Consider the following 22,080-nt stretch of genomic DNA (forward strand, 5'->3'; position numbering starts at 1 on the left):
ATACGTCTCGGCTTATTCTGTTGATAGATTGACGTAATGACCGAGACCAAGGCCCCCGACTCCAGCCGGCGCAGCGAGCGCTCCCGCCGCGCCATCTACGACGCCGCCCTCGCCCTCGTCGGCGAGGTCGGCTACGCCAAGACCACCATCGAGGGCATCGCCGCCCGCGCCGGCGTCGGCAAGCAGACGATCTACCGCTGGTGGCCCTCGAAGGCCGCCGTCCTGCTCGAGGCCTTCCTCGACCTCGCCGAGCAGGCGTCCGAGGGCGAGAGTGAGATCCCCGACACCGGCGACCTCGAAGCCGACCTCAAGCTGGTGCTGCGGGCCACGGTCGACGAGCTGAACAGCCCTGCCTACGACGGCCCTTCGCGTGCGCTCGCCGCCGAGAGCGTGGTCAACCCCGAACTCGCCGCGCAGTTCGTCCAGAAGCTGCTCGAACCGCAGCTCCAGCTGTACGTGAAGCGGCTGCGCGCCGCCCAGGACACCGGGGGAGTACGCGCCGACATCGACCTCCGTATCGCCCTGGAACTGTTCACCGGACCGCTCACCCACCGCTGGCTGCTGCGTACGCTCCCGCTCACCCACGACTACGCGGACGCGATCGTCGAGTACGCACTGAACGGCCTCGCACCACGGTCCTGATTACCGGATCGGGGGGTGCGGCCACCCCGCGCCCGGGAAGGTGGGACGATGGCAGAGTCCGCCAGGGCGAGCGTGAGGTGTGAGGGGATAGATGGGCGACGGTATCGGCCGCTACCGCGGCACGGAGAACAGGTTGTCCCGGGAGAGCCGGCTGCCCCAGTGGCTGCGCCGACGCCCCAAGAACACCGACGCCGACGACTCCCGCCGCGAGACTCTGCTGCTGGCTGCCGCCGCCGCGGGACTGCCGCTCGCGCCCGCCGCGCACCCCGTCTCCTACCGATGTTCCTGTGAGCGCATCGGCTGTCCCACGCCCGGCAGGCACCCCGTCTCCTTCGCCTGGCAGACGCAGTCCACGACCGACCCCGCCCAGATCGAGCGCTGGGCCACGGGCCAGCCGCAGGCGAACTTCATCACCGCGACCGGCATGGTCCACGACGTACTCGACGTCCCCCTGGAAGCCGGCCGCAGCGCGCTTGCCCGGCTGCTGGAACGGGGCATCGAGGTCGGCCCCGTCGCCGAGTCCGGCAGCGACCGGATGCTGTTCTTCACCGCCACGCGCGGCACTCCCGAGGACGAGGACGAGTGGTGGCCCTGCGAGCTGGACTGCCACCCCGAGACGATGGACGAGCATCCGGGACTGCGCTGGCACTGCCGAGGCAGCTATGTCCTCGTACCGCCGGCGCGGTTGCCCGGTGAGCTCGAGGTGGCCTGGGTGCGCGGGCTTGAGTATCCGCTGCCGGATCCGCTGACGCTGCTGGAGACGCTGACGGACGCGTGCGCGAAATGGGCGGGCGGGGTGGAGGGCCTGGACCGGCACGAGGTGGCGTGGCCGCTGGGCCGCTAGGCCTTTTCTTGACCGGGGCTCTGCCCCGGACCCCGCGCCTCAATCGCCGGCGGGGCTGATGTTCGGGCATATCAAGCCCGTTGGGGGTCCCCCCGGACGAAGTCTGGGGGAGATTGAGGACAACGCCCGAAGGGCGTACGGGTCTGGGGACCTGCCCCCAGTTCGGTTACGGCACGCGCGTTCAACTCGCGTGCCGCTACGACCCCTTCGCCGCCGTAAGCCCCGTCAGCCGGCCCAGCACATCGACCTCCCCGCTGTCCACGCCGCCCGTCGGCACCGTCACCGCCTGGCTGGAGACCCGCTCCTTGGTGACCGTGGACTTCACCTCGCCCGTCAGCAGCGCCTTCACATCCGGGTGGACCTTCAGCCGTACACCCTTCGCGGCGGTCTGCCGCTCGTAGTTGCGCACGGCGAAGAAGACCAGCGCGTTGCCGTCCTCGGTGACAAGGCCGAGCGGCGCGAAGTCGTCGGAGTCCAGCGGCTGGTCGATGTACTGCGTGGACATCCCCGGCAGGTTCGAGTCCTTCTTGCGGGACGCGCGCCAGCCCGAGGTGTGCGGACCGTCCTTGAAGTGTTCCGGCTTGCCGTTCTGCATGTACGAGGAGTACTCCTCGCTCAGATCGCGCGGGGCGACCGCCAGCGCGGCGCTGTCCGGCGCGACCGGCTCGGCCCAGCCGTCCTTGTCGGTCTTCAGGGCAGGTATCCGGCCGGGGGACAGGATCGTCAGATACGCCGCCTGCCACAACTGGTCCGCGCCGTTGCGCACGAAGACCAGCACCCAGCGGTTGTCCAGAGCGCCCTTGTCCTGATCCCGGTTGGAGTCGACGTCCGCGAGGAAGAACCGCGGCCAGCCCGCCTTCTTCGGAATGGTGAACTTCGCGTCCGTCAGCTCCAGCGGCACATGCTGCGGGTTGCCGTCCGGGTAGTTGACGCTGCGCGCCTTGAGACCGGCCTGGTTGATCGCGCCGAGCGCACCGGTGACATGGGCCGCGTCCAGGGCCGGATCGTAGGCCTTGTCAGCCTTGTTGTACGCGTCGGTGAAGTCCTTGAGCGCCTGCGCGGCCTCAGACTTCGTCGCCGACGGTACGACCTCCCGCTCCCCGTGCACCGTCACGCACCCGCTCGCCGTCAGGCACAGCACCGTCATCGCCGCGAGCCCTGTCGCCGCCCGACTCAGCCTTCTCATCGGTTGCCTTCTGCTCCTTGACCCCCACTGACCGTCCGAACCCTACCGGGGCCAGGAACAGCCCGAGCGTCGGGACCAGATACAGCGCCCACACCGTGACCTGGAGGACGGTCGGGTCGGGCTGGAAGTTGAAGACGCCCTTCAGCAGTGTGCCGTACCAGGTGTCCGGCGGGATCGTCGTGCTGATGTTGAAGGCCTTGTCCGCCAGACCGCCCAGGAAGCGGGCCTCCTGGAGGTCGTGGACGCCGTACGCCAGCACCCCGGCCGCCACGACGACCAGCATGCCGCCGGTCCAGGTGAAGAACTTGGCCAGGTTGATCCGCAGCGCGCCCCGGTAGAACAGCCAGCCCAGCACGATCGCGGTGGCGATGCCGAGCAGGACGCCGATCAGCGGCGCCTGCGTGCTGTGGCTCTCGTCGGTGGCCGCCCGGACCGACGCCCAGACGAACAGCGCCGTCTCCAGGCCCTCGCGCCCCACCGCCAGGAAGGCGGTCGCGACGAGCGCGCCCGTACCCATCTCCAGCGCGGCGTCCAGCTTGTCGCGCAGCTCGGACTTAAGATGCCGCGCCGTGCGCCGCATCCAGAAGACCATCCAGGTCACCAGGCATACCGCGAGGATCGACAGTGAGCCGCCGAGCAGCTCCTGCGCCTCGAACGTCAGCTCCTGAGAGCCGTATTCGAGCGCGAAGCCGAACCCGAGCGAGATCGCGACGGCGACCCCGATGCCGGTCCAGATCGGACGCAGCGCGTCCCGTCGCCCGGTCTTGACCAGATACGCGATGAGGATGCAGACGACCAGGCTGGCTTCGAGGCCCTCGCGCAGGCCGATGAGATAGTTGCCGAACACGTCGGGTCCTTTCCGTGCGGGCGGGTCAGGAGAACAGCGCCCGGCCCCACCAGTCGTCCTTGTCCCGGACTCCCGGCGGAACGGCGAACAGCGCCGAACCCACGTGCTGGATGTACTCGTTGAGGTCGTCGGCGGCGAGGGAGCGCTGCACCGGGACGAAGCCCTTGTCGACGTCGCGCTGGTACGCGAGGAAGAACAGCCCCGCGTCCAGGCGGCCCAGACCGTCCGTGCCGTCCGTGAACGAGTAGCCGCGGCGCAGCATCCTTGCGCCGCCGTTGGAGTCCGGGTGCGCGAGACGGACATGTGCGTTCGGCAGCATCGCCTTGAGGAACGGCTCGTCGCGTTCCTTGGCCTTGCCGACCGGCGCGCCCTCGCCCTTGTCCCGCCCGAAGATGTCCTCCTGCTCGCTGAGCGGAGTGCGGTCCCAGGTCTCGACGTTCATCCGGATCCGGCGCGCCACGAGATACGAGCCCCCTGTCAGCCAGCCCGCACCGTCCTTCTCGGACACCCAGACATGCTTGTCGAGCGCAGCCGTGTCCGTACCCGCAATGTTCCGGGTGCCGTCCTTGAAGCCCATCATGTTGCGCGGGGTCTGCGCCTCGGGCGTCGTCGACGAGGTCTTGCCGAAGCCCAGCTGCGACCAGCGGACCACGACCTTGCCGAAGCCGATGCGGGCGAGGTTGCGGATCGCGTGCACCGCGACCTGCGGATCGTCCGCGCAGGCCTGCACGCACAAGTCGCCGTCGCTGCGCGCCGGATCGAGGTTGTCGCCGGCGAACTTGGGCAGCTCCTCCAGGGCCGCCGGGCGCTTGCCCTCAAGGCCGAAGCGGCCCTTGGCGAACAGGGACGGGCCGAAGCCGATGGTCAGCGTGAGCCGGGACGGCTTGAGGCCGAGCGCCTCGCCGGTGTCGTTCGGCGGGGCCTCCGCGAGACCGCCGAACGCGCCCTCGCCGACGGCCTGTCCGGCCGTCATACGCTCGGCCGCCCGCGTCCAGTCCTTGAGCAACTGGATCAGCTCGGCGCGGTCCTTCGTCTTCACGTCGAAGGACGCGAAGTGCAGCCGGTCCTGGACGGCGGTGGCGATGCCCGCCTGGTGCGCGCCGTGGAAGGGGACGGCCGCGCCGCTCGTGGCCGCGGGCACTGCCGTGTCCTCGCGGCCGACGGCGAGCGCCGCGCCGCCGGCCGCGGCGGCGCCGAGCGCGAGGCCCGCACCGCCCCAGCCGAGCAGCGAACGACGGGACGGAGCCTTGCCGCCGGTCTCCTCGGCCATGGCGCCGGTCTCCTCGGACCTGCCGGTCTCCTCGGACGTGCTTGTGGTCTCTTCGCGCACGTTTGCGGTCTTCTCGGACATGAGGTGGCCCCCTCTACTTCACAACCGCGGCGGCGAGCTTGGACAGCGGCTCGGCGAGCGCGTTGACCGCGTCGCTGAGCTCCTTGCGCTCCGCATTGCCGACCTTGTCGTACGACGTGAACTCGTACGAGGTGGTGTCCTTGCGGTACTTGTCGAGCAGCTTGTTCAGCGCCGCGAACTGCTTGTCCAGCTCGGCCACAAGCTTCGGGTCGTTCTTCGACGCGACCGGCTTGAGCAGCTCGTGCGACTTCTGCGCACCCTCGACGTTCGCCTTGAAGTCGACGAGGTCGGTGTGGCTGTAGCGCTCCTCCTCACCGGTGACCTTGCCGGTGGCGACCTCGTCGAGCAGCTCCTTGGCACCGTTGGCCATGGAGGTCGGGGTGATCTCGGCCGTGCCGACCTTCTTCTGCCAGACAGTCAGGTCATTGATGAGGGTGTCGGCGAGGGCCTTCTCCGCCGGGCCGATCTTCTTGGTCTGCCACAGCGCCTTCTCGAGGGTGTGCCAGCCGGTCCACTTCTGGCCCTTCTCCAGGCCGTCCTCGCGCAGGTCGACCTTCGGGTCGATGTCGCCGAAGGACTCGGCGACCGGCTCGGTGCGCTCCCAGCCGATGCGGGAGTCGGCGTACGCCTTCTTGGCGGCCTCGATGTCGCCGGCCTTCACGGCGTCCGCGAAGACCTTCGCCTTGGGCAGCGTCTCGTCGGCCTGCGTCTGCACGTACTTGCGGTACGCGGCGACGGCTGCGTCCATCTGCGGGCTGCGCTTGGCGACCTTGCCGCCGCCGGTGGCGGTGACTTGCTGGCGGATGCCGTCGCCCTTCATGCCGGGCTTGCAGGCGATCTCGTACGAACCGGCCTTCACCTCGGCGGTGAGCTTCTGCTTCGTGCCGGGGCCGATGTTCTCGCGCTCGGAGACGATGCGGTCGTCGGGGAAGAGGATGTAGACCTCGGTGACCTTGGAGCCCTTGTTCTCGATGGCCAGCTCGACATGGCCGGCCGGGAACTCCTTCTTCGACACCTCGCAGGAGTCGTCCTTCGCCGTCACGCTGATGCCACCGTCGCCGCCCTTGGCGTCGCTCTTGTCGGCGCAGCCCGTAACGGCGGTCAGGGCAGCGGCGGTTGCGGCGGCGGTGACGACGGACAGACGGACGGCTCGCATACGGGCTCCACAAAGGACGAGTACCGGGGGTACGGGGGGTGAGGCGGACCTAACTTAACCGAGGCTTACCTCACCAATGCCCACGGGTCCAGTGATGTAGCTCTCAAATCCGGGCCTCGGGCACGGCACCGTCACGGCAAGGTCGAACGAACGTCAAGTTGTCCTCTTCGGCCGATGGCCGGGGGCGCCGCGGGCCGGGCCTCGTTGATGCTTGAATGCCGGGGTGAGTGAACTGGACGTACTGAGTGTCTTCTGCGGCCCCGACGGCCGGCACGGGAACACGCTCGGAGTCGTACGCGACGGCCGCACATGCCCCGACACGGCGTCCCGGCAGGCCCTCGCCGCCCAACTCGGGTTCAGTGAGACCGTCTTCGTCGACGACGCCGAGCGCGGCGTCGTCGACATCCACACCCCCGGCCTCCGGCTTCCCTTCGCCGGGGACCCCCTCGTCGGCGCCGCCTGGCTGCTGGATCTGGAGGCGGTCAACCCTTCCCCTGCCTTCGGCGGGGAGACCCCTGTCGCGGACGAGGTGTGGGCCCGGCAGGACGGGGAGTTCACCTGGATCACCGCGCGCGCCGAGTGGGCGCCGCCGCAACGACTGGAGCGGTACGCATCCCCGGCCGAAGTCGACGCGCTGCCCGCGCCGCCGTCCGGGGAGGGCTCGCTCTACGCCTGGGCCTGGCAGGACGAGGCCGCCGGACGCGTACGTGCCCGCGCCTTCCCGCGGCGCGACGACGGCATCGTCGAGGACGAGGCGACCGGCGCCGCCGCGCTGCTGCTCACCGCCGAGCTGGGGCGGGCCCTGAACATCACTCAGGGCAGGGGGTCGCAGATCCTGACTGCCCCCGGCCCCGACGGCACCATCGAGATCGGCGGCCGCGTACGCTTCGCGGCCCCCGTCCCCCTTCCCGTATCTGCTACGCGCTGAGCCGGAACTCCGCCCCCAGCTCCCGGAACACCGCCCCGTTGTACTCGAACGCCCGCTTGCACTCGTCGACGATCCGCTTCTTCTCCAGGTCGTCCGCGTTCACCGCGTCCAGCAGCTCGCGGTAGCCCCGCTTGAACGCCGCCGGGTTCGGGATCTGCTCGAATACGTAGAACCGCACCCCGTCGCCGTTGCGTGCGAAGCCCCACGTCCGCTCGGCCTTGTCGCGGATGATCTGGCCGCCGGAGAGGTCCCCGAGGTAGCGGGTGTAGTGGTGCGCCACATACCCCGCGGGCCAGCTGCGCGCGCACTCGGCGATCCGTGCGGCGTACGCGGCGGTCGCGGGCAGCGGCGCGAGCCCCTCGCGCCAGTCCGCACCGCGCAGATGCGCGAGGTCGCGCTCCAGCTCGGCGGTGCGCATCAGCTCCGGCCGGATGAACGGCCCGGCCACCGGGTCGTCCTTCAGCGACCCCGCGGCCTCCTCCAGCGCCCGGTACACGAACCACAGCTGCTCGGTGTAGCGCGCGTACGCCGCCACACCGAGCCGGCCGCCGAGCAGATCGCTCATGAAGGTCGACGTCTCCGCCTCGGTGTGCTGCTCGTGCGAGGCAACACGGATGAGTGTCGAGAAGGACGTGTCCAAGGCGGGCCTCCTGGGACCGATGGGGACGGGAAAGGAAGCGGCGACGGCACTCACGGTTGCCAGCACCGATCTTCCTACTTAGGCTTACCTAAGTCAATGTGTTCCCGACGGCCTGTCGGTAAAAACGCTACCCCTTTTGACGGTCAGGGCAACGTGAGAATCTCGGCCCCGCTCTCCGTCACCACCAGCGTGTGCTCGAACTGCGCGGTCCGCCTCCGGTCCTTCGTCACCACGGTCCAGCCGTCGTCCCACATGTCGTACTCATGCGTGCCGAGCGTGAGCATCGGCTCGATCGTGAAGGTCATACCCGGCTGCATCACAGTGGTCGCGTGCGCGGCGTCGTAGTGCGGGATGATCAGCCCGGAGTGGAACGACGAGTTGATCCCGTGCCCGGTGAAGTCGCGGACCACGCCGTAGCCGAAGCGCTTGGCGTACGACTCGATGACCCGGCCGATGACATTGACCTGGCGGCCGGGCTTGACGGCCTTGATGGCGCGGTTGAGGGACTCCCGGGTCCGCTCCACCAGCAGCCGCGACTCCTCGTCGACGTCGCCGCAGAGGTAGGTGGCGTTGTTGTCGCCGTGGACGCCGTTGATGTACGCGGTGACGTCGAGGTTCACGATGTCGCCGTCGCGCAGGACCGTGGAGTCCGGGATTCCGTGACAGATGACCTCGTTGAGCGAGGAGCACAGGGACTTGGGGAAGCCGCGGTAGCCGAGGGTGGAGGGGTACGCGCCGTGGTCGCACATGAACTCGTGCGCGACCCGGTCGAGTTCGTCGGTGGTCACCCCGGGCGAAATGTGCTTGGCGGCCTCCGCCATCGCCTGCGCGGCGATGCGACCCGCGATGCGCATCCGCTCCACGGTGTCGGAGTCCTGGACCTCCGGCCCGGTGTACGGGGTGGGCGCGGGCTTCCCGACGTACTCGGGGCGCGGGATGGCTCCGGGGACGGAGCGGATGGGAGAGAGCTCCCCTGGGACGAGCAGCGACTGGCCAGACATGACAGCGAGTCTAACCAGGGGCCATGGGGCAGCATGGCTCCAGAGGAAGGAGCCGACGATGGCCCTGTTCAAGAAGCGCACGGCCGGAAAGCCGGGCGAGTGGTACTACTGCCTCGAGCACAAGAAGGTCGAAGAGGGCCCGGAGTGCCCGGCGAAGAACCGCTTCGGTCCGTACGCGTCGCGCGAGGAGGCGGAACACGCGATGGAGACGGCGCGGGAGCGGAACCTGGAGTGGGAGAACGATCCGCGGTGGCATGACGCCGGCCGGCCGGCCGACGACGACCCCGCGTAACGGGTACGAGGTCCGTGCTGCGGGTGGCCTGCGGCGCTTTCCCCGCACCCCGCCCCTTCCCGAACTGGGGCTTCGCGCCAGAACCCGCGTCTGAGTCGCCGGCGGGGCTGAGAGCGGGGGTTCCGTCCCGGACCCCGCGCCTCAATCGTCGGCGGGGCTGGAAGCGCGGGCTCCGCCGCAGACCCCCCGCGTCTCAGTTGTCGGCGGGGCTGAGAGCGGGGGTTCCGCCCCGGCCCCCGCGTCTGAGTTGTCGGCGTGGCTGAGAGCGGGGGTTCCGTCCCGGACCCCCCGCGCCTCAATCGTCGGCGGGGCTGAAAGCCGGGGCTCCGCCCCAGACCCCGCGCCTCAAACGCCCGCGGGGCTGGAAAATCCAGCCCGTGGGGGTCCCCCCCGGACGAAGTCTGGGGGAGATCAGAGGACAACGCCCGAAGGGCGTACCGGGGTACTGGGGTCTGGGGGCTTGCCCCCGGTTCAGGAAGGCCCGCCGCGGGCGGTCAGGCCCGCTCCGCCATCTCCTCCCGCTGCGCACGCCTCCGCACCGCGTCCTCGTCCGTCTCCGCGTCGTACGTCAGCAGCTTCGGCAGCGCCGCCGCCAGCAGCCCCACCGATGCCACGCACGCCACACCCCCGCTCCAGATCGCCGGGCGCGTGCCCGTCCAGCCCGCCAGTGCGCCCGCGCGGACCTGGCCCAGCTGTGGGCCGACGCTGTACGAGAGCACCTCGATGCCCGCCAGGCGGCCGCGTAGTTCCTCCGGGATCGTCTGGTTCCAGATCGTCGAGCGGCCCAGGCCGCTCAGCATGTCGCCCGCGCCCGCGAACGCCAGGCACAGCAGCACCAGCCAGACGTTCGAGAACCAGCCCGCCGCCGCGATCGCCACGCCCCAGCCCGCCGCGCCGAAGACCACGAACAGGCCGTGCCGCCGCACCCGGGACGTCCAGCCGCTGGTCAGGCTGAGCAGTACCGAGCCGACCGAGCCCGCCGCGTACATCAGGCCCAGCGCCCACTCCGCGTCCAGGTCGTCCGCGAGGAACGGGAAGATCGTGTTCGGGAAGGCGAAGAACATCGCGGCCAGGTCGATCGCGTACGTCCCCAGAAGCACCGGACGGGACCAGGCGTAACGCGCCCCCTCCGCGATGCCCCGCAGCGACGGCTTCTCCGCGTCGTGCGCCGGCGGGGCCGGAGCCAGACGCAGGCACAGCAGCACGGACGCGACGAAGCCGGCGACCGTGATCGCGTACGCCGGCGCATGACCCGCGTACGCCACCACCAGACCCGCCAGCGCCGGCCCCACGATCGCGCCCAGCTGCCAGCGCAGCGCGTTGAGCGCGGCCGCCGCCGTGAGCTGGTCGTGCGGGACGATGCGGGCCATCAGCGAGTCCAGTGCCGGGCGCTGCATGCCGACCAGCGCGGAGACCCCGGCCGCGACCACGTACAGCGGCCACAGCATCGGGTCCGGGAGCAGCGCGTTCACCAGCAGGATCACGGCCAGCAGACAAAGGCCCGCCTCGGTACCGAGGATCAGCTTGCGGCGGTCGACCGCGTCGGCCAGCGCCCCGCCGTACAGGCCGAAGACCACCAGCGGCACAAGCTCCACCGCGCCCATCACTCCGACCGCGAGCGGGGATCCGGTGAGGTCCTTGATCTGGAGCGGCAGCGCGACCATCGCCATGAAGCTGCCGAAGTAGGTGACCAGGCCCTGGATCCACAGCAGCCGGAAGTCGCGGGACGAACGCCAGGGCGACAGGTCGGGCAGGATCGCGGAGAGCTTGGAGGCCATGGTCACAAAGCATGCTCCGTGCCTGTCGTGGCCCGAGCAACCGATTTACCGGCCTGGCGGGGGGCTACCAGCGCGCCGGTGGGGGCGAGGTGAGCTGGTCCGCGAGGCGTGACAGCCGGTCCCGGAACCTCCGCCGTCCCCGCGCCACCGGCAGGCTGTTCTCCCCGGCCGCCGCGCTGACCAGATGCTGCACGGTGTCGATGTCCACCTCGTCCGCCCGCTCCGCCACCGTCAGCGCCTCGTGCGCCAGACCGTGCACTTCCGGGTCCCCGCCGTCCAGCGCCAGCACCGTCGCCCCGGCCCGCCGCGCGTCGTGCACCCGCTCGAGCAGCCCCGCGTCCGGCCGCTCCGGTGCCACCACCAGCAGGGTCTCGCCCCGCCGCGCCGCCTCCAGCCTGCCGAGGCCGACCGCCAGCTGCGCAGGGTCGCCGGGCCGCACCCGGTGTCGTACGAGCGTCGGTGTCAGCTCCGGCTGCCCGGACCAGGCCGCCTCGTCCACGAGATGCGCGGCCAGATGCCACGGCTCGTACTCCTCGGTCCCCACCAGCAGCAGCCCGCCGCCCTGGGGCACGACGGACGACCGCAGCACCCCCGCGAACCGCCTGGTCGCCGCGGGCCAGCCCGTGCCGGCCAGCACTTCGCGCAGCAGCGCGACGCGTACCGCATCCATGGCCCCGCATCCTGCACCACAGTCGCGCCGGGCGGGGCGGGTTGCGAGCAGCTCACCCGTTCGGGTGCCGATACCAGGAAGTAAGGTCAGGCGCATGACTTCTACTGACAGTGCAGGCACCGCGCCGAAGGCCCCGGCCAAGGATCCCTGGGACCTCCCCGACGTGTCCGGCCTGGTCGTCGGCGTCCTCGGCGGCACCGGTGACCAGGGCCGCGGGCTCGCGTACCGGCTGGCCAGGGCCGGGCAGAAGGTGATCATCGGATCCCGGGCCGTGGAGCGTGCCGAGACCGCGGCTGCCGAGCTGGGTCTCGGCATCGAGGGCGCCGACAACGCGGAGTGCGCGCGGCGCAGCGACGTGGTGATCGTGGCCGTGCCGTGGGACGGGCACGCCAAGACCCTCGAAACGCTGCAGAAGGAGCTCGCGGGCAAGCTCGTCGTCGACTGCGTCAACCCGCTCGGCTTCGACAAGAAGGGCGCGTACGCACTCAAGCCGGAGGAGGGCAGCGCCGCCGAGCAGGCCGCCGCCCTGCTGCCCGACTCGCGGGTGACCGCCGCCTTCCACCACCTCTCCGCCGTGCTGCTGCAGGACGCCTCGATCGAGGAGATCGACACCGATGTGATGGTGCTGGGCGAGGCGCGTGCGGACACCGACATCGTGCAGGCGCTGGCGGGCCGCATCCCCGGCATGCGCGGAGTCTTCGCAGGCCGGCTGCGTGGCGCCCACCAGGTCGAGTCGCTGGTCGCCAATCTGATCTCGGTGAACCGCCGCTACAAGGCGCACGCGGGTCTGCGCGTCACCGACGTGTAGCGCGTCACCTATGTGTACGCGGTGCGGCCGCCGACGGGGCATGGGGGACACTGGGCGGGACGTACCACACCCGACAGGAGCCGTACCCCATGCCCCGCCTCGCTCTCTACTCCCTGATCCTCTGCACCCTCGCCGTCGTCGCGGCCGTGATCTCCTTCGCGCAGGGCAGCTGGCTCGGCATCGTCTGGGTATTGCTCGCGGGGCTGGCCTCCAACATGACCTGGTACTACCTGCGCCGGGCGAAGACCACTACCGGCTGACGACCGCCTCACAGCCGGGGTTCCGGTCGCTCCAGAACTGGTAGAAGTCCTGGCCGCAGTAGCTGTAGTCCTCATGCACGCCGAGCCCGCTCAGCACCGCGTCGATCACGCTGAAGAACGCGAGGTTCACCTCGGGGATGAACAGGATGCCGAAGACGGCCAGCAGCCCGAACGGTGCGTACGGCTCGACCTGGCGGCGGATCTTGTACGAGAGCCAGGGCTCGATCATGCCGTAGCCGTCAAGGCCCGGCACCGGCAGGGAGTTCAGAATCGCGGCCGTGATCTGGAGCAGTGCGAGGAACGCGAGCGCGAACCGGAACACCCACGGCACCCCGTCCAGCGCGTCCAGCCAGAACGGCGCGGTGCACACGACCGCGAACAGCAGATTCGTCAGGGGCCCCGCCGCCGAGATCAGGCTGTGCTTCCAGCGCCCCGTGATGCGGCCGCGCTCGATGAAGACCGCGCCGCCCGGCAGACCGATGCCCCCCAGGATCACGAACAGCACGGGCAGCACGATGCTGAGCATCGCATGGGTGTAGACGAGGGGATTGAGCGTCAAGTACCCCTTGGTGCCAATCGAGATGTCGCCGCTGTGCAGTGCGGTGCGGGCGTGCGCGTACTCGTGCAGACAGAGCGAGACGATCCACGCCGAGGTGACGAACAGAAACACGGCGATCCCCGGGCTTGCCGCGAAGTCCGTCCACACCGCCCAGCCGGTCACCGCCATCACGGCCACGATTCCGAGGAAGACCGGGCTGATCCTCCGGTCGCTGTGGCGGCTTGTGGCGGTGGTCATGGGTGCGGCTCCTGAAGGCTGGGGGTTCCCCCACGCCCGCCAGGGCCAAGGGGGAGGGACGTGCGGATCGACCGTACCGGTGACGTGGGGTGAACGTCCCACGGATGCCGCGAGGTTCCTGCTGCCCTGGTTCCCGCCGGTTATTGCTGCGCGGGTCCGGTTCCTTACCGGTGACAATGGGCGGGTGCACTATCGGGTACTCGGCACCACTCAGGCTCTCCACGACGACGGCACGCCCGTCGCGCTCGGCGGTGCGCGGCTGCGCGCGCTGCTGGCGGTACTGGCGCTGCGGCCGGGGCGTACGGTCCCGGTCGGCGTCCTCGTCGACGAGGTGTGGGCAGGCGATCCGCCGGCGGACGCGGTGGGCGCGGTGCAGGCGCTCGTCGGGCGGCTGCGGCGGGCGCTGGGGCATGCGGCGGTGGCGTCGGCGGACGGCGGTGGTTACCGGCTGTGTGCCGACGGCGACGAAGTGGACCTGCACCGTTTCGACCGGCGCGCGGTGGAGGGGGCGCGGGCGCTGGAGGAGGGCGACGCGGTGAAGGCGGCGGCGCTTTTGGACGACGCGCTCGCGCTGTGGCAGGGGCCGGTGCTGGCCGATCTGCCCGACCGTACGGCCGAGGCCGCGCGCTGGGAGGCCCGCCGGCTGGACGCCCGCCGCGTGCGCCTCGCGGCGGCGCTGGCGCTCGGCCGGGCGGAAGAGGCGCTGCCGGAGCTCGCCGCGCTGTGCGAGGAGCACCCGATGGACGAGCGGCTGCAGGTGCTGCGGCTGCGGGCGTTGCGGGACGCGGGGCGTACGGCGGAGGCGCTGACCGCGTATGAGGCCGTCCGCCGCGACCTCGCTGCGCGCCTGGGCACGGACCCGGGCCCGGAACTGCGCGCGCTGCACGCGGAGTTGCTTTCCCCCACCCCGCCCCTTCCCGAATCGGGGCTCCGCCCCGAACCCCGTACGCCCTTCGGGCGTGTGTCCTCAATCTCCCCCAGACTTCGTTCGGGGGGACCCCCACGGGCTGAATTTTCAGCCCCGCCGGCGATTGAGGCGCGGGGTCCGGGGCGGAGCTCCGGGGACGTTCCCGGCAACCTGCGTGCACGGCTCACCTCCTTCGTCGGGCGCGACGCCGACATCCACGCCATCCACGGCGACCTCCGCCGCGCCCGGCTCGTCACCCTGCTCGGCCCCGGCGGGGCCGGGAAGACCCGGTTGTCGCAGGAGGCCGCCGAGCGGGCCGTCGACGGGGCGGGGGAGCGGGAGAACCCCTGGCCCGACGGCGTCTGGCTGGCCGAACTCGCGCCGGTGGACGACCCCGAGACCGTGCCCGAGGCCGTCCTCACCGCGCTCGGCGCCCGCGAGACCGTGCTGCGCGGCGCCGGCGCCGAGGAGCTGCGGGCCGCCGAGCGGCACAGCGACGACCCCCTCGTACGACTGGCCGAGCACTGCTCACGCCGTCGCATGCTGCTGCTCCTCGACAACTGCGAGCATGTCGTCGGCGCCGCCGCCACGCTCGCCGAGCGGCTGCTGGAGAGTTGCCCGGACGTCACAGTGCTGGCGACCAGCCGGGAACCGCTGGGCGTGCCGGGCGAGTTGGTGCGCCCGGTAGACCCGCTGCCCGACCCGATGGCGCTGAAGCTGCTCGCCGACCGCGGCGCCGCCGCCCGGCCCGGTTTCCGTATCGACGCCGACGAGGTCACCGCCGCCGCGTCCGCCGAGATCTGCCACCGCCTCGACGGACTGCCGCTCGCGATCGAACTCGCCGCCGCTCGCCTCCGGATGCTCACCCCACGCCAGATCGCCGACCGTCTCGACGACCGCTTCCGCCTGCTGACCAGCGGAAGCCGTACCGTACTGCCGCGCCAGCAGACACTGCGTGCCGTCGTCGACTGGTCCTGGGACCTGCTCGACGACGCCGAACGCGCTGTCCTGCGGCGGCTGTCCGTCTTCGCGGGCGGCTGCGACCTCCCCGCCGCCGAGGCGGTCTGCGCGGACGCCGGCGAGGACCGCGGCAGTCTGGACGTCGCCGACGCGCTCGGCTCGCTCATCGACAAGTCCCTCGTCGTCGCCGCCCCGGCGCCCGACGGGCAGATGCGCTACCGCCTCCTCGAAACGGTCGGCGAGTACGCGGCCGAGCGGCTCGACGAGGCCGCAGAGCGCACCGCCGTCGAGCGGCAGCACCTCCTCCACTACCGGGAGTTGGCCCGCACCACCGACCCCCTCCTGCGCGGCCCCGGCCAGCGCGCCGCCGTCGATCTGCTGCAGTTGGAGTACGAGAATCTGCGTACCGCGCTCCGCCGCGCCGTCGCCGCCCGCGACGAGCAGGAGGCACTCCACCTCGTCCTCTCGCTGGCCTGGTACTGGCAGATGAAGGATCTGCGCACCGAAGCCAGGCACTGGACCACCGCCGCGGGCGATCTCGGCCCCGACCCGTTCGCGCCGCCCGCCGAGCCCGCGCCGCCGGTCTTCGAGCGTGTCACGGACGCGCCGCCGCCCATGTCGCCCGAGCTGCTGCAGGAGGCCAGGCGTGGCGCGGCGCTGATGCGGATGATCTTCATGGACTACGTCATCGAAGAGTGGGCCTCGCCTCAGAGGCTGGAGCGGCTGCGCAGGATCACCCAGGTCTATCGGCCCGGGCTGCCGCAGACCTGCCGGCCCCCGGGGTCGTTCTGTTTCTTCGCCGTCGTGATCACCGGGGACACGGAGCAGCTCAAGGAGTTCCTGAAGGCGACCGTCGACGCCTGCCGCGCATACGGATACGAATGGGAGCTCGCCGCATCCCTCCAGGCGCGGGCCAACGTCCTCGCCAACCGCAGTGAGTGGGCCGGCGACGCGGCCACCGACGCCAACGAGGCGCTGGAAATCTTCACCCGGCTCGGCGACGCCTGGGGCGCGGCCGAGGCCCTGTCCGCGCGCGGCGAGGCGCATGAGCGGCGCGGTGAATACCTGCTCGCCGCCGAGGACTTCACGGCCGCCATCGGATACGCGGAGCAGATCGGGGCCCAGGCCCAGACGGCCGTGCTGAGCACCCGCCTCGGCGGCAACCTGATGGAGACGGGCGAGGGCGAGCGCGGCGAGGCGCTCATCCGCGAGGTGCTGGCCACGAGCCCGAGCGTGGCGAACGAGTCGACGGCCATCGCCCGGCTGCTGCTCGCCCTGTGGCTGGGCCGCACCGGCCGCAGCCAGGAGGCGCGCGCCGAGATCGAGGTACTGCGCGAGCAGTTCAGGTCCAACACCTTCGCGATCTTCGAGGGCATGGTGATCGGCTTCCTCGGCTGGCTGGACTTCCTCGACGGCCACTACGAGTTGTCACTGGACCGGGTGCGTACCGCACTGGCCAAGGCGCAGGATCCGCTGACCCGGATGGTCGCCCCGCAGATGCCCTCCGTGTACCTGGTGACTGCCGCAGGGGCGCTGGCCCGGGGCCGCCCGGAGCGCGCGCGGGACGCGGCCCGGCTGCTCGGCGCGTCCGACGCCCTGCTGCCGCCCGGCCACTTCGCGCCCCGGTACGAGCGGGACAACAGAGCCGTTTCCGAGTCCGCGGTGCGCGCAGTGCTCGGCGAGGCAGCCTACGAGGCCGCGTACGCCGAGGGCGGCGGCCTCACTCTCGATGAGGCCACCGCCCTGGTGTGACCGAGTGACCCTGCCTCAGGATCAGGTCTTCTTACGGAACTTGGCGACCGCGAGCGGCGCCGTCACCGCCGTGATGACCGCAGCCCAGCCGAGCGTCATCCATACGGATTCGGCGACCGGTCCGCCGTTGATCAGATTCCGTGCCGCGTCCGCGAGGTTGGAGAGCGGGTTGTAGTCGGTGAAGCTCTGCAGCCAGCCGGGCATCGTGGTCGGCGGGGCGAAGATCGACGACCCGAACTGCAACGGCATCAGTACGAGCATGGCCGTCCCCTGGACGGCCTGGGCCGTCTTCATGGTGAGACCGAGCAGAATGAAGATCCACATCAGCGACGCGCCGAAGGCCATGGACAGGCCGACGGCCGCGGCCAGTCCGAGGACCGAGGTGTGGATCTGCAGGCCGAGCAGGAAGCCCATGGCGAGCAGGATGGTGGTGGCGACCAGCATCCGGCCGATCTCGACCACGATCTTCGCGATGAGGACGGAGGACCGGGCGATCGGCATGGACCGGAAGCGGTCCATCACGCCCTTCTTGAAGTCGTCGTTGACGCCGGTGCCGACGGCCATGGCGATGTTCATGCCCATCATCGCCATCAGGCCGGGGATCACATAGTTCACGTACTCCTGCTGGTTGCCCTTGCCGGAGATCGCGCCGCCGAAGACGTACACGAACAGCAGCGTGAAGATGACCGGCATCAGCAGGACGTCGAACATCGACTCCGGATCCTGCTTGATCTGCAGGGCGTTGCGGCGCACCAGCGCGCCGATGTGCCGCACATTTGCCCGCAGGCCGATCCGGCCCTCGCCGGGAAGCGCCTTGGCCGGCGCAGCGTTGACCGTTGCCGCGCTCATGCCGCGACCTCCTCGGGAATCGCGTCGGAGATCTCCGACGACAGGGTCTTCTCGCCGGTGATCGCCAGGAACACCTCGTCCAGGCTGGGCAGATGGGTGCCGATGTGCGCGATGCCGAATCCGCGGGCGCCCAGCAGGCCGACCACCGCGGTCAGTTGCTCGTCGCTGAGGATCGGCACGTACAGCAGTCCCTCGTCCGGGGCGGCATGCGCCCCCGCGAGCCCGTCCAGGCCGGCGTCGGCGACCGCCGCCGCCATCGCGGACAGCTGCGCCGGATCGCTGGGCCGTATCTGCAGGGCGCGGCCGCCGACCTTCGCCTTGAGCTCGTCCACCCGGCCGTTGGCGATGACCCGCCCGCGGTCGATGACCGTGAGCTCGCTCGCCAGCTGCTCGGCCTCCTCCATGTACTGGGTGGTGAGCAGGACGGTCGCCCCGTCCGCGACCATCCGTCGCACCTCGTCCCAGACCTCGTTACGGGTCCGCGGGTCCAGGCCCGTCGTCGGCTCGTCCAGAAAGAGCACCGCCGGGCTGCCTATCATCGAGGCGGCCAGGTCGAGCCGCCGCCGCATGCCGCCGGAGTACTGCATTGCGGGCCGCTTCGCGGCCTCGGTGAGCGAGAAGCGTTCCAGCATCTCGTCGGCGCGGCGGCGGGCGTCCCTGCGCGACAGGTCGAGCAGCCGCCCGATCATGTAGAGGTTCTCCCAGCCGGACAGCTTCTCGTCGACCGAGGCGTACTGCCCGGTGAGGCCGATGGTGCGGCGCAGCTGCCGCGGCTGCCTCACCACGTCGTAGCCGGCGACGACGGCATGGCCGGCGTCCGGGACGACGAGGGTGGAGAGGCAGCGTACGAGTGTGGTCTTGCCGGCGCCGTTGGGGCCGAGGACACCGACGACCGTGCCCTCGCGCACGTCCAGGTCCACCCCGTCCAGCGCCTTCGTCTCGCCGTAATGCTTTACGAGGCCTCGTACCTCGACGGCGTTGTTGTCGATTCGCGTCATGCCGTACACGGTTCCAGCAGCCACCGACAGACCGCCTACAGATCACCGACAGACCGCCTACAGATCACCGACAGATCACTGACAGATCACTGACAGACGCCGACAAGCCGCTGACAGCCGCACCTGCAACGGGGGAGGGGCAGGTCAGACCCCGTGAAGCTACGCGGAGGGCAGTACTACGCGGGCCTGGCGTAGTCCCCGAAGCCGGCCCAGTCGAGCACGACGCACGGCTCGTCCCCCACCACCCACGCGTCATGGCCGGGCGCGACGGAGATGAAGTCGCCGGGTCCCGTGTCCACGGACTCGCCGTCGTTCATGACGATCTTCATCTGCCCGCTGATGACGTATCCGACGTGAGCGGCCTCACAACTCTCGGTGCCCGCAAGGGGCTTGACGTGCTTGGACCACTGCCAGCCCGGCTCGAACACGGCCCTGCCAACCGCACCTTGGTCGGTGTTGAGAAGGGCGAGCTTCCCCTTGCCGTCCTCGAAGGGCCGGGTTTCATCGGCCGAGTCGAAGTTCCTGGAAACGATTCCGGTCATGGTCATCCGCCTCCCGGCGGAGAGAGGGGCGGCCCCGAGTGTCAATTCCAGGCTACGCCGCGGCCCCCGGGAGGTCTCCCGCACGCCGACAGCCCGCCGATGGGGGATGTCGGCGGGCTGTCGTCTGTGCCGGGGGTGGCCGGTGGGTGGTGCTCAGTGGAAGGTGTGCTCCTCCTGCGGGAACGCACCGCCGACGACGTCGTCGGCGAAGGCCTTCGCGGCGTCGCCGAGCGTCTGGCGCAGGTTGGCGTACTGCTTGGTGAAGCGCGGCACCTTGCCGCCCGTCATGCCCGCCATGTCGGTCCAGACGAGGACCTGGGCGTCTGTGTCGGGTCCCGCGCCGATGCCGATGGTCGGGATGTGCAGGCTGCGGGTGATCTCGGCGGCGACCTCGGCCGGGACGAGCTCCAGGACGACGGCGAACGCGCCCGCGTCCTGCGCCGCCTTGGCGTCGCGGACCAGCCGGTGGGCGGCCTCGTCGCTGCGGCCCTGGACGCGGTAGCCCATGGTGTTGACGGACTGCGGGGTCAGGCCGAGGTGCGACATGACCGGGATGCCTGCCTGGACGAGCAGTTCGGTCTGTCCGAGCGAGCGCTCGCCGCCCTCCAGCTTGACCGCGCCGACGCCCGCGTCCTTGACCAGCCGGGTGGCGCTGCGAAGGGCCTGGACGGGGCCTTCCTGGTACGAGCCGAAGGGAAGGTCGCCGACGATGAGGGCCCGCCTGGTGCCCCGTACGACGGCGGCGGACAGCAGCGTCATCTCGTCCATCGTGACCGGCACGGTGGTCTCGTAGCCGAGATGGACGTTGCCCATGGAGTCGCCGACGAGCATGACCGGGATGCCGGCCTCGTCGAAGACGGACGCGGTCATCGCGTCGTATGCGGTGAGCATCGGCCACTTCTCGCCGCGCTCCTTGGCGGCGGCGATGTCGTGGACGGTGATACGGCGAGTGCCCTTGCCGCCGTACAGCGCCTTGCTGCTGTCGGTGGGCTTCTGGGCAGCCTGAAGCGTCATGGCTAACGGCTCCTTCGTCATCTCGAGGCGCCCTCACGGCGTCCCCGGATCACCCCCATGGTGGCACCTCGTGCCGCTCCGGCGGAAGGGGACCCGTACGTTGGGTAGAGTGTCCGATACGAGACGGTCTCGTATCGAAATTAGGCTAGGCAGGGGATCATGTCGACTCCGTCCGGCCCACCTGCCCCTCCCCGCATACCCGAGGCCGTCCACCGGCGGCGCTGGGTGATCCTCACCGTCCTGATGTTCAGCCTGCTCATCGTCGTACTGGACAACTCGATCCTGAATGTGGCGGTCAGGACGATCGCCAGCCCCGAGCCCACGGGCATCGGCGCGACCCAGAGCGAGCTGGAGTGGGCGATCAACTCCTACACGCTCGTCTTCGCGGGGCTGCTGTTCACCGCGGGCCTGTTCGGCGACCGTTTCGGCCGCAAGAAGGCGCTGTTCTTCGGCGTCGCGGTCTTCGGCGTGGGCTCGGCCCTCGCGGCGTTCTCCGGCTCGCCCGGCGAGCTGATCGCGTACCGCGCGGTGATGGGTTTGGGCGGGGCCTTCGTGATGCCGGCGACCCTCGCCGTACTGATGGACGTGTTCGAGCGCCAGGAGCAGCCCAGGGCCATCGGCATCTGGGCGGGCAGCGTCGGCGTCGGCATGGCCATCGGCCCGATCACCGGCGGGCTGCTCATCGAGCACTTCTGGTGGGGCTCGATCTTCCTGGTCAACGTGCCGGTCGTGGTCGTCGCGCTGATCGCGATGGCGCTGCTCCTGCCGGACTCCAGGGACCCGGACCCGGGGCGTATGGACCCGCTCGGCGTAGCGCTGTCCGTCATCGGGCTGATCCTGCTGGTGTACGGAATCATCCGCGGCGGCGAGCTGGCGGACTTCTCGACGCCGTCCGTGCTGCTGCCGATGCTGGGCGGTCTGGTGGTACTCGTCTGCTTCGTACTCCACGAGAGGCGCAGCGACCATCCGGCCATCGACATCACGTACTTCAAGAGGCCCGCCTTCGCGGCGGCGGTCGCCGCGATCGCGCTGGTCTTCTTCGCGCTGACGGGCGTGACCTTCTTCTCCGCGTTCTATCTGCAGAGCGTGCGCGGCTACGACGCGCTGGAAGCGGGCCTGCTCATCCTGCCGCTGGCCGTGGCGCAGATGGTCGTCTCGCTGCGCGCGCGGCTGATCGTCGACCGGTTCGGGGCGCGGACGGTGTGCACGGTCGGCATGCTGCTGGTCGCCATGGTGCTGGGGGCTTTCGTGATGTTCGATGCCTCGACCCCGCTGTGGGTGATCGAAACGGTCCTCTTCGTGCAGGGCACGGCGATGGCGCTCATCACGCCCCCGGTGACGGTCTCGGTGATGCAGTCGCTGCCCCGCGAGAAGGCGGGGTCCGGCTCGGCGGTCAGCAACACCTTCCGCCAGGTCGGTGGGGCACTGGGTGTCGCGGTGCTCGGTTCGCTGCTGTCCACGCAGTACCGGGGTGCGATCGAGGGGCACCTCTCAGCGGTCCCCAGCGGTGCCCGGCAGGCCGCGGGTGAATCGATCGAGGCGACGCTCGCGGCCGCGGAGAGACTCGGCCAGGCGGGCAGGGCGCTGATCGTCCCGGCGAACGAGGCGTTCTTGCACGCGATGCATCTGACGGCGCTGGTATCGGCGGGTGTGGCGCTGATCGGCGCGCTGGTGGTGGCTTTCTTCATGCCGGACGGCCGGAAGAAGGAGCCGGAGCCGGAGCCGGACCCCGGGCCGGAGCTGAAGAGCGCCGAACGCGGGCCGGAGCAGGTGCTGCCCGGTGGCCAGGGGCCCGTCGGCGAGAATTGCCGGCGATGACGAGGCGAGAGGCGGACCGGACGTGCCGGTGAAGGACCACC

General features: G+C 70.6%; 21 protein-coding genes. 8 read left to right on the forward strand and 13 right to left on the reverse strand.

Features of this window, described 5'->3' with window-relative positions; translation table 11 throughout:
- The first annotated feature begins 36 nt into the window (after positions 1–36).
- The gene (locus ACH492_RS17540) at positions 37–642 is read left to right on the forward strand and encodes a TetR/AcrR family transcriptional regulator (RefSeq protein WP_398987459.1); all 606 of its coding nucleotides are present in this window, start codon (positions 37–39) and stop codon (positions 640–642) included.
- 91 nt (positions 643–733) lie between these two features.
- Positions 734–1,486, forward strand: a complete 753-nt coding sequence (locus tag ACH492_RS17545) for a bifunctional DNA primase/polymerase (protein ID WP_398987461.1) — start codon at positions 734–736, stop codon at positions 1,484–1,486.
- A 196-nt stretch (positions 1,487–1,682) separates the two neighbouring features.
- On the opposite strand, the gene ACH492_RS17550 is transcribed toward ACH492_RS17545, so the two are convergent.
- The 4 genes from ACH492_RS17550 to efeO all read right to left on the reverse strand — a co-directional run bounded on the left by ACH492_RS17550 (position 1,683) and on the right by efeO (position 6,026).
- A complete protein-coding gene (locus ACH492_RS17550) occupies positions 1,683–2,633 on the reverse strand; it encodes a hypothetical protein (RefSeq protein WP_398987463.1) in 951 nt (316 codons plus the stop codon).
- Positions 2,551–3,519, reverse strand: a complete 969-nt coding sequence (efeU, locus tag ACH492_RS17555; protein ID WP_398987465.1) for an iron uptake transporter permease EfeU — start codon at positions 3,517–3,519, stop codon at positions 2,551–2,553. Before efeU ends, ACH492_RS17550 begins: the two co-directional genes overlap by 83 nt.
- A 25-nt stretch (positions 3,520–3,544) precedes the next feature.
- Positions 3,545–4,789 (reverse strand): iron uptake transporter deferrochelatase/peroxidase subunit, encoded by a 1,245-nt coding sequence (gene efeB, locus ACH492_RS17560; protein ID WP_398988340.1) that lies wholly within the window; start codon positions 4,787–4,789, stop codon positions 3,545–3,547.
- Between the two features lie 94 nt (positions 4,790–4,883).
- Positions 4,884–6,026 carry an iron uptake system protein EfeO gene (gene efeO, locus ACH492_RS17565; RefSeq protein ID WP_398987467.1) on the reverse strand — a complete coding sequence of 381 codons (1,143 nt, stop codon included), beginning with the start codon at positions 6,024–6,026 and terminating at the stop codon, positions 4,884–4,886.
- Between the two features lie 223 nt (positions 6,027–6,249).
- Between efeO and ACH492_RS17570 the strand changes: the two genes are divergently transcribed.
- Complete coding sequence (locus tag ACH492_RS17570; protein WP_398987469.1) at positions 6,250–6,954, forward strand: PhzF family phenazine biosynthesis protein; 705 nt, start codon at positions 6,250–6,252, stop codon at positions 6,952–6,954.
- Here the strand turns inward: ACH492_RS17570 and ACH492_RS17575 are convergent.
- Positions 6,944–7,594 carry a heme oxygenase (biliverdin-producing) gene (locus ACH492_RS17575; protein WP_398987471.1) on the reverse strand — a complete coding sequence of 217 codons (651 nt, stop codon included), beginning with the start codon at positions 7,592–7,594 and terminating at the stop codon, positions 6,944–6,946. The genes ACH492_RS17570 and ACH492_RS17575 overlap by 11 nt on opposite strands.
- Positions 7,595–7,737: 143 nt before the next feature.
- Complete coding sequence (map, locus tag ACH492_RS17580) at positions 7,738–8,595, reverse strand: type I methionyl aminopeptidase (protein WP_398987473.1); 858 nt, start codon at positions 8,593–8,595, stop codon at positions 7,738–7,740.
- 58 nt (positions 8,596–8,653) lie between these two features.
- Between map and ACH492_RS17585 the strand changes: the two genes are divergently transcribed.
- On the forward strand, positions 8,654–8,887 hold the full coding sequence (locus ACH492_RS17585; protein ID WP_398987475.1) for a hypothetical protein: 234 nt from the start codon (positions 8,654–8,656) through the stop codon (positions 8,885–8,887).
- Between the two features lie 494 nt (positions 8,888–9,381).
- On the opposite strand, the gene ACH492_RS17590 is transcribed toward ACH492_RS17585, so the two are convergent.
- Both ACH492_RS17590 and ACH492_RS17595 read right to left on the reverse strand, forming a co-directional pair.
- On the reverse strand, positions 9,382–10,665 hold the full coding sequence (locus ACH492_RS17590) for an MFS transporter (protein ID WP_398988342.1): 1,284 nt from the start codon (positions 10,663–10,665) through the stop codon (positions 9,382–9,384).
- Positions 10,666–10,729: 64 nt separating this feature from the next.
- A complete protein-coding gene (locus tag ACH492_RS17595; protein WP_398987477.1) occupies positions 10,730–11,335 on the reverse strand; it encodes a hypothetical protein in 606 nt (201 codons plus the stop codon).
- Between the two features lie 94 nt (positions 11,336–11,429).
- Here ACH492_RS17595 and npdG point away from each other — a divergent pair, with 94 nt between their 5' ends.
- Positions 11,430–12,143: an NADPH-dependent F420 reductase gene (gene npdG, locus ACH492_RS17600; protein WP_398987479.1), complete on the forward strand. Its 714-nt coding sequence runs from the start codon at positions 11,430–11,432 to the stop codon at positions 12,141–12,143.
- An 89-nt stretch (positions 12,144–12,232) separates the two neighbouring features.
- Positions 12,233–12,403 carry a hypothetical protein gene (locus tag ACH492_RS17605; RefSeq protein ID WP_398987480.1) on the forward strand — a complete coding sequence of 57 codons (171 nt, stop codon included), beginning with the start codon at positions 12,233–12,235 and terminating at the stop codon, positions 12,401–12,403.
- Here the strand turns inward: ACH492_RS17605 and ACH492_RS17610 are convergent.
- Complete coding sequence (locus ACH492_RS17610; RefSeq protein ID WP_398987481.1) at positions 12,393–13,199, reverse strand: site-2 protease family protein; 807 nt, start codon at positions 13,197–13,199, stop codon at positions 12,393–12,395. The genes ACH492_RS17605 and ACH492_RS17610 overlap by 11 nt on opposite strands.
- 184 nt (positions 13,200–13,383) lie before the next feature.
- Between ACH492_RS17610 and ACH492_RS17615 the strand changes: the two genes are divergently transcribed.
- Positions 13,384–16,818 (forward strand): AfsR/SARP family transcriptional regulator, encoded by a 3,435-nt coding sequence (locus ACH492_RS17615; RefSeq protein ID WP_398987484.1) that lies wholly within the window; start codon positions 13,384–13,386, stop codon positions 16,816–16,818.
- A 21-nt stretch (positions 16,819–16,839) separates the two neighbouring features.
- Here the strand turns inward: ACH492_RS17615 and ACH492_RS17620 are convergent, their stop codons facing one another.
- The 4 genes from ACH492_RS17620 to panB all read right to left on the reverse strand — a co-directional run bounded on the left by ACH492_RS17620 (position 16,840) and on the right by panB (position 20,221).
- Complete coding sequence (locus tag ACH492_RS17620; protein WP_398987486.1) at positions 16,840–17,667, reverse strand: ABC transporter permease; 828 nt, start codon at positions 17,665–17,667, stop codon at positions 16,840–16,842.
- On the reverse strand, positions 17,664–18,665 hold the full coding sequence (locus ACH492_RS17625; RefSeq protein ID WP_398987488.1) for an ATP-binding cassette domain-containing protein: 1,002 nt from the start codon (positions 18,663–18,665) through the stop codon (positions 17,664–17,666). The genes ACH492_RS17620 and ACH492_RS17625 overlap by 4 nt, the downstream gene beginning before the upstream one ends.
- 176 nt (positions 18,666–18,841) lie before the next feature.
- The gene (locus tag ACH492_RS17630; RefSeq protein WP_398987490.1) at positions 18,842–19,207 is read right to left on the reverse strand and encodes a cupin domain-containing protein; all 366 of its coding nucleotides are present in this window, start codon (positions 19,205–19,207) and stop codon (positions 18,842–18,844) included.
- A 153-nt stretch (positions 19,208–19,360) separates the two neighbouring features.
- On the reverse strand, positions 19,361–20,221 hold the full coding sequence (gene panB / locus ACH492_RS17635; protein WP_398987492.1) for a 3-methyl-2-oxobutanoate hydroxymethyltransferase: 861 nt from the start codon (positions 20,219–20,221) through the stop codon (positions 19,361–19,363).
- Between the two features lie 159 nt (positions 20,222–20,380).
- Between panB and ACH492_RS17640 the strand changes: the two genes are divergently transcribed.
- Positions 20,381–22,039: an MFS transporter gene (locus tag ACH492_RS17640; RefSeq protein ID WP_398987494.1), complete on the forward strand. Its 1,659-nt coding sequence runs from the start codon at positions 20,381–20,383 to the stop codon at positions 22,037–22,039.
- The last annotated feature ends 41 nt before the right edge of the window (positions 22,040–22,080 follow it).

Origin of the sequence: Streptomyces sp. NPDC019443 (assembly GCF_044389785.1) — a bacterium.
Classification (GTDB): Bacteria; Actinomycetota; Actinomycetes; order Streptomycetales; family Streptomycetaceae; genus Streptomyces.

Bases quoted from the DNA above. Each gene is read 5' to 3' on its own strand.
- ACH492_RS17540 (WP_398987459.1), top strand. From the start codon at position 37: ATGACCGAGACCAAGGCCCCCGACTCCAGCCGGCGCAGCGAGCGCTCC.
- ACH492_RS17545 (WP_398987461.1), top strand. From the start codon at position 734: ATGGGCGACGGTATCGGCCGCTACCGCGGCACGGAGAACAGGTTGTCC.
- ACH492_RS17550 (WP_398987463.1), bottom strand. From the start codon at position 2,633: ATGACGGTGCTGTGCCTGACGGCGAGCGGGTGCGTGACGGTGCACGGG.
- efeB (WP_398988340.1), bottom strand. From the start codon at position 4,789: ATGGCCGAGGAGACCGGCGGCAAGGCTCCGTCCCGTCGTTCGCTGCTC.
- efeO (WP_398987467.1), bottom strand. From the start codon at position 6,026: ATGCGAGCCGTCCGTCTGTCCGTCGTCACCGCCGCCGCAACCGCCGCT.
- map (WP_398987473.1), bottom strand. From the start codon at position 8,595: ATGTCTGGCCAGTCGCTGCTCGTCCCAGGGGAGCTCTCTCCCATCCGC.
- ACH492_RS17585 (WP_398987475.1), top strand. From the start codon at position 8,654: ATGGCCCTGTTCAAGAAGCGCACGGCCGGAAAGCCGGGCGAGTGGTAC.
- ACH492_RS17590 (WP_398988342.1), bottom strand. From the start codon at position 10,665: ATGGCCTCCAAGCTCTCCGCGATCCTGCCCGACCTGTCGCCCTGGCGT.
- ACH492_RS17595 (WP_398987477.1), bottom strand. From the start codon at position 11,335: ATGGATGCGGTACGCGTCGCGCTGCTGCGCGAAGTGCTGGCCGGCACG.
- npdG (WP_398987479.1), top strand. From the start codon at position 11,430: ATGACTTCTACTGACAGTGCAGGCACCGCGCCGAAGGCCCCGGCCAAG.
- ACH492_RS17605 (WP_398987480.1), top strand. From the start codon at position 12,233: ATGCCCCGCCTCGCTCTCTACTCCCTGATCCTCTGCACCCTCGCCGTC.
- ACH492_RS17610 (WP_398987481.1), bottom strand. From the start codon at position 13,199: ATGACCACCGCCACAAGCCGCCACAGCGACCGGAGGATCAGCCCGGTC.
- ACH492_RS17620 (WP_398987486.1), bottom strand. From the start codon at position 17,667: ATGAGCGCGGCAACGGTCAACGCTGCGCCGGCCAAGGCGCTTCCCGGC.
- ACH492_RS17625 (WP_398987488.1), bottom strand. From the start codon at position 18,665: ATGACGCGAATCGACAACAACGCCGTCGAGGTACGAGGCCTCGTAAAG.
- ACH492_RS17630 (WP_398987490.1), bottom strand. From the start codon at position 19,207: ATGACCGGAATCGTTTCCAGGAACTTCGACTCGGCCGATGAAACCCGG.
- panB (WP_398987492.1), bottom strand. From the start codon at position 20,221: ATGACGCTTCAGGCTGCCCAGAAGCCCACCGACAGCAGCAAGGCGCTG.
- ACH492_RS17640 (WP_398987494.1), top strand. From the start codon at position 20,381: ATGTCGACTCCGTCCGGCCCACCTGCCCCTCCCCGCATACCCGAGGCC.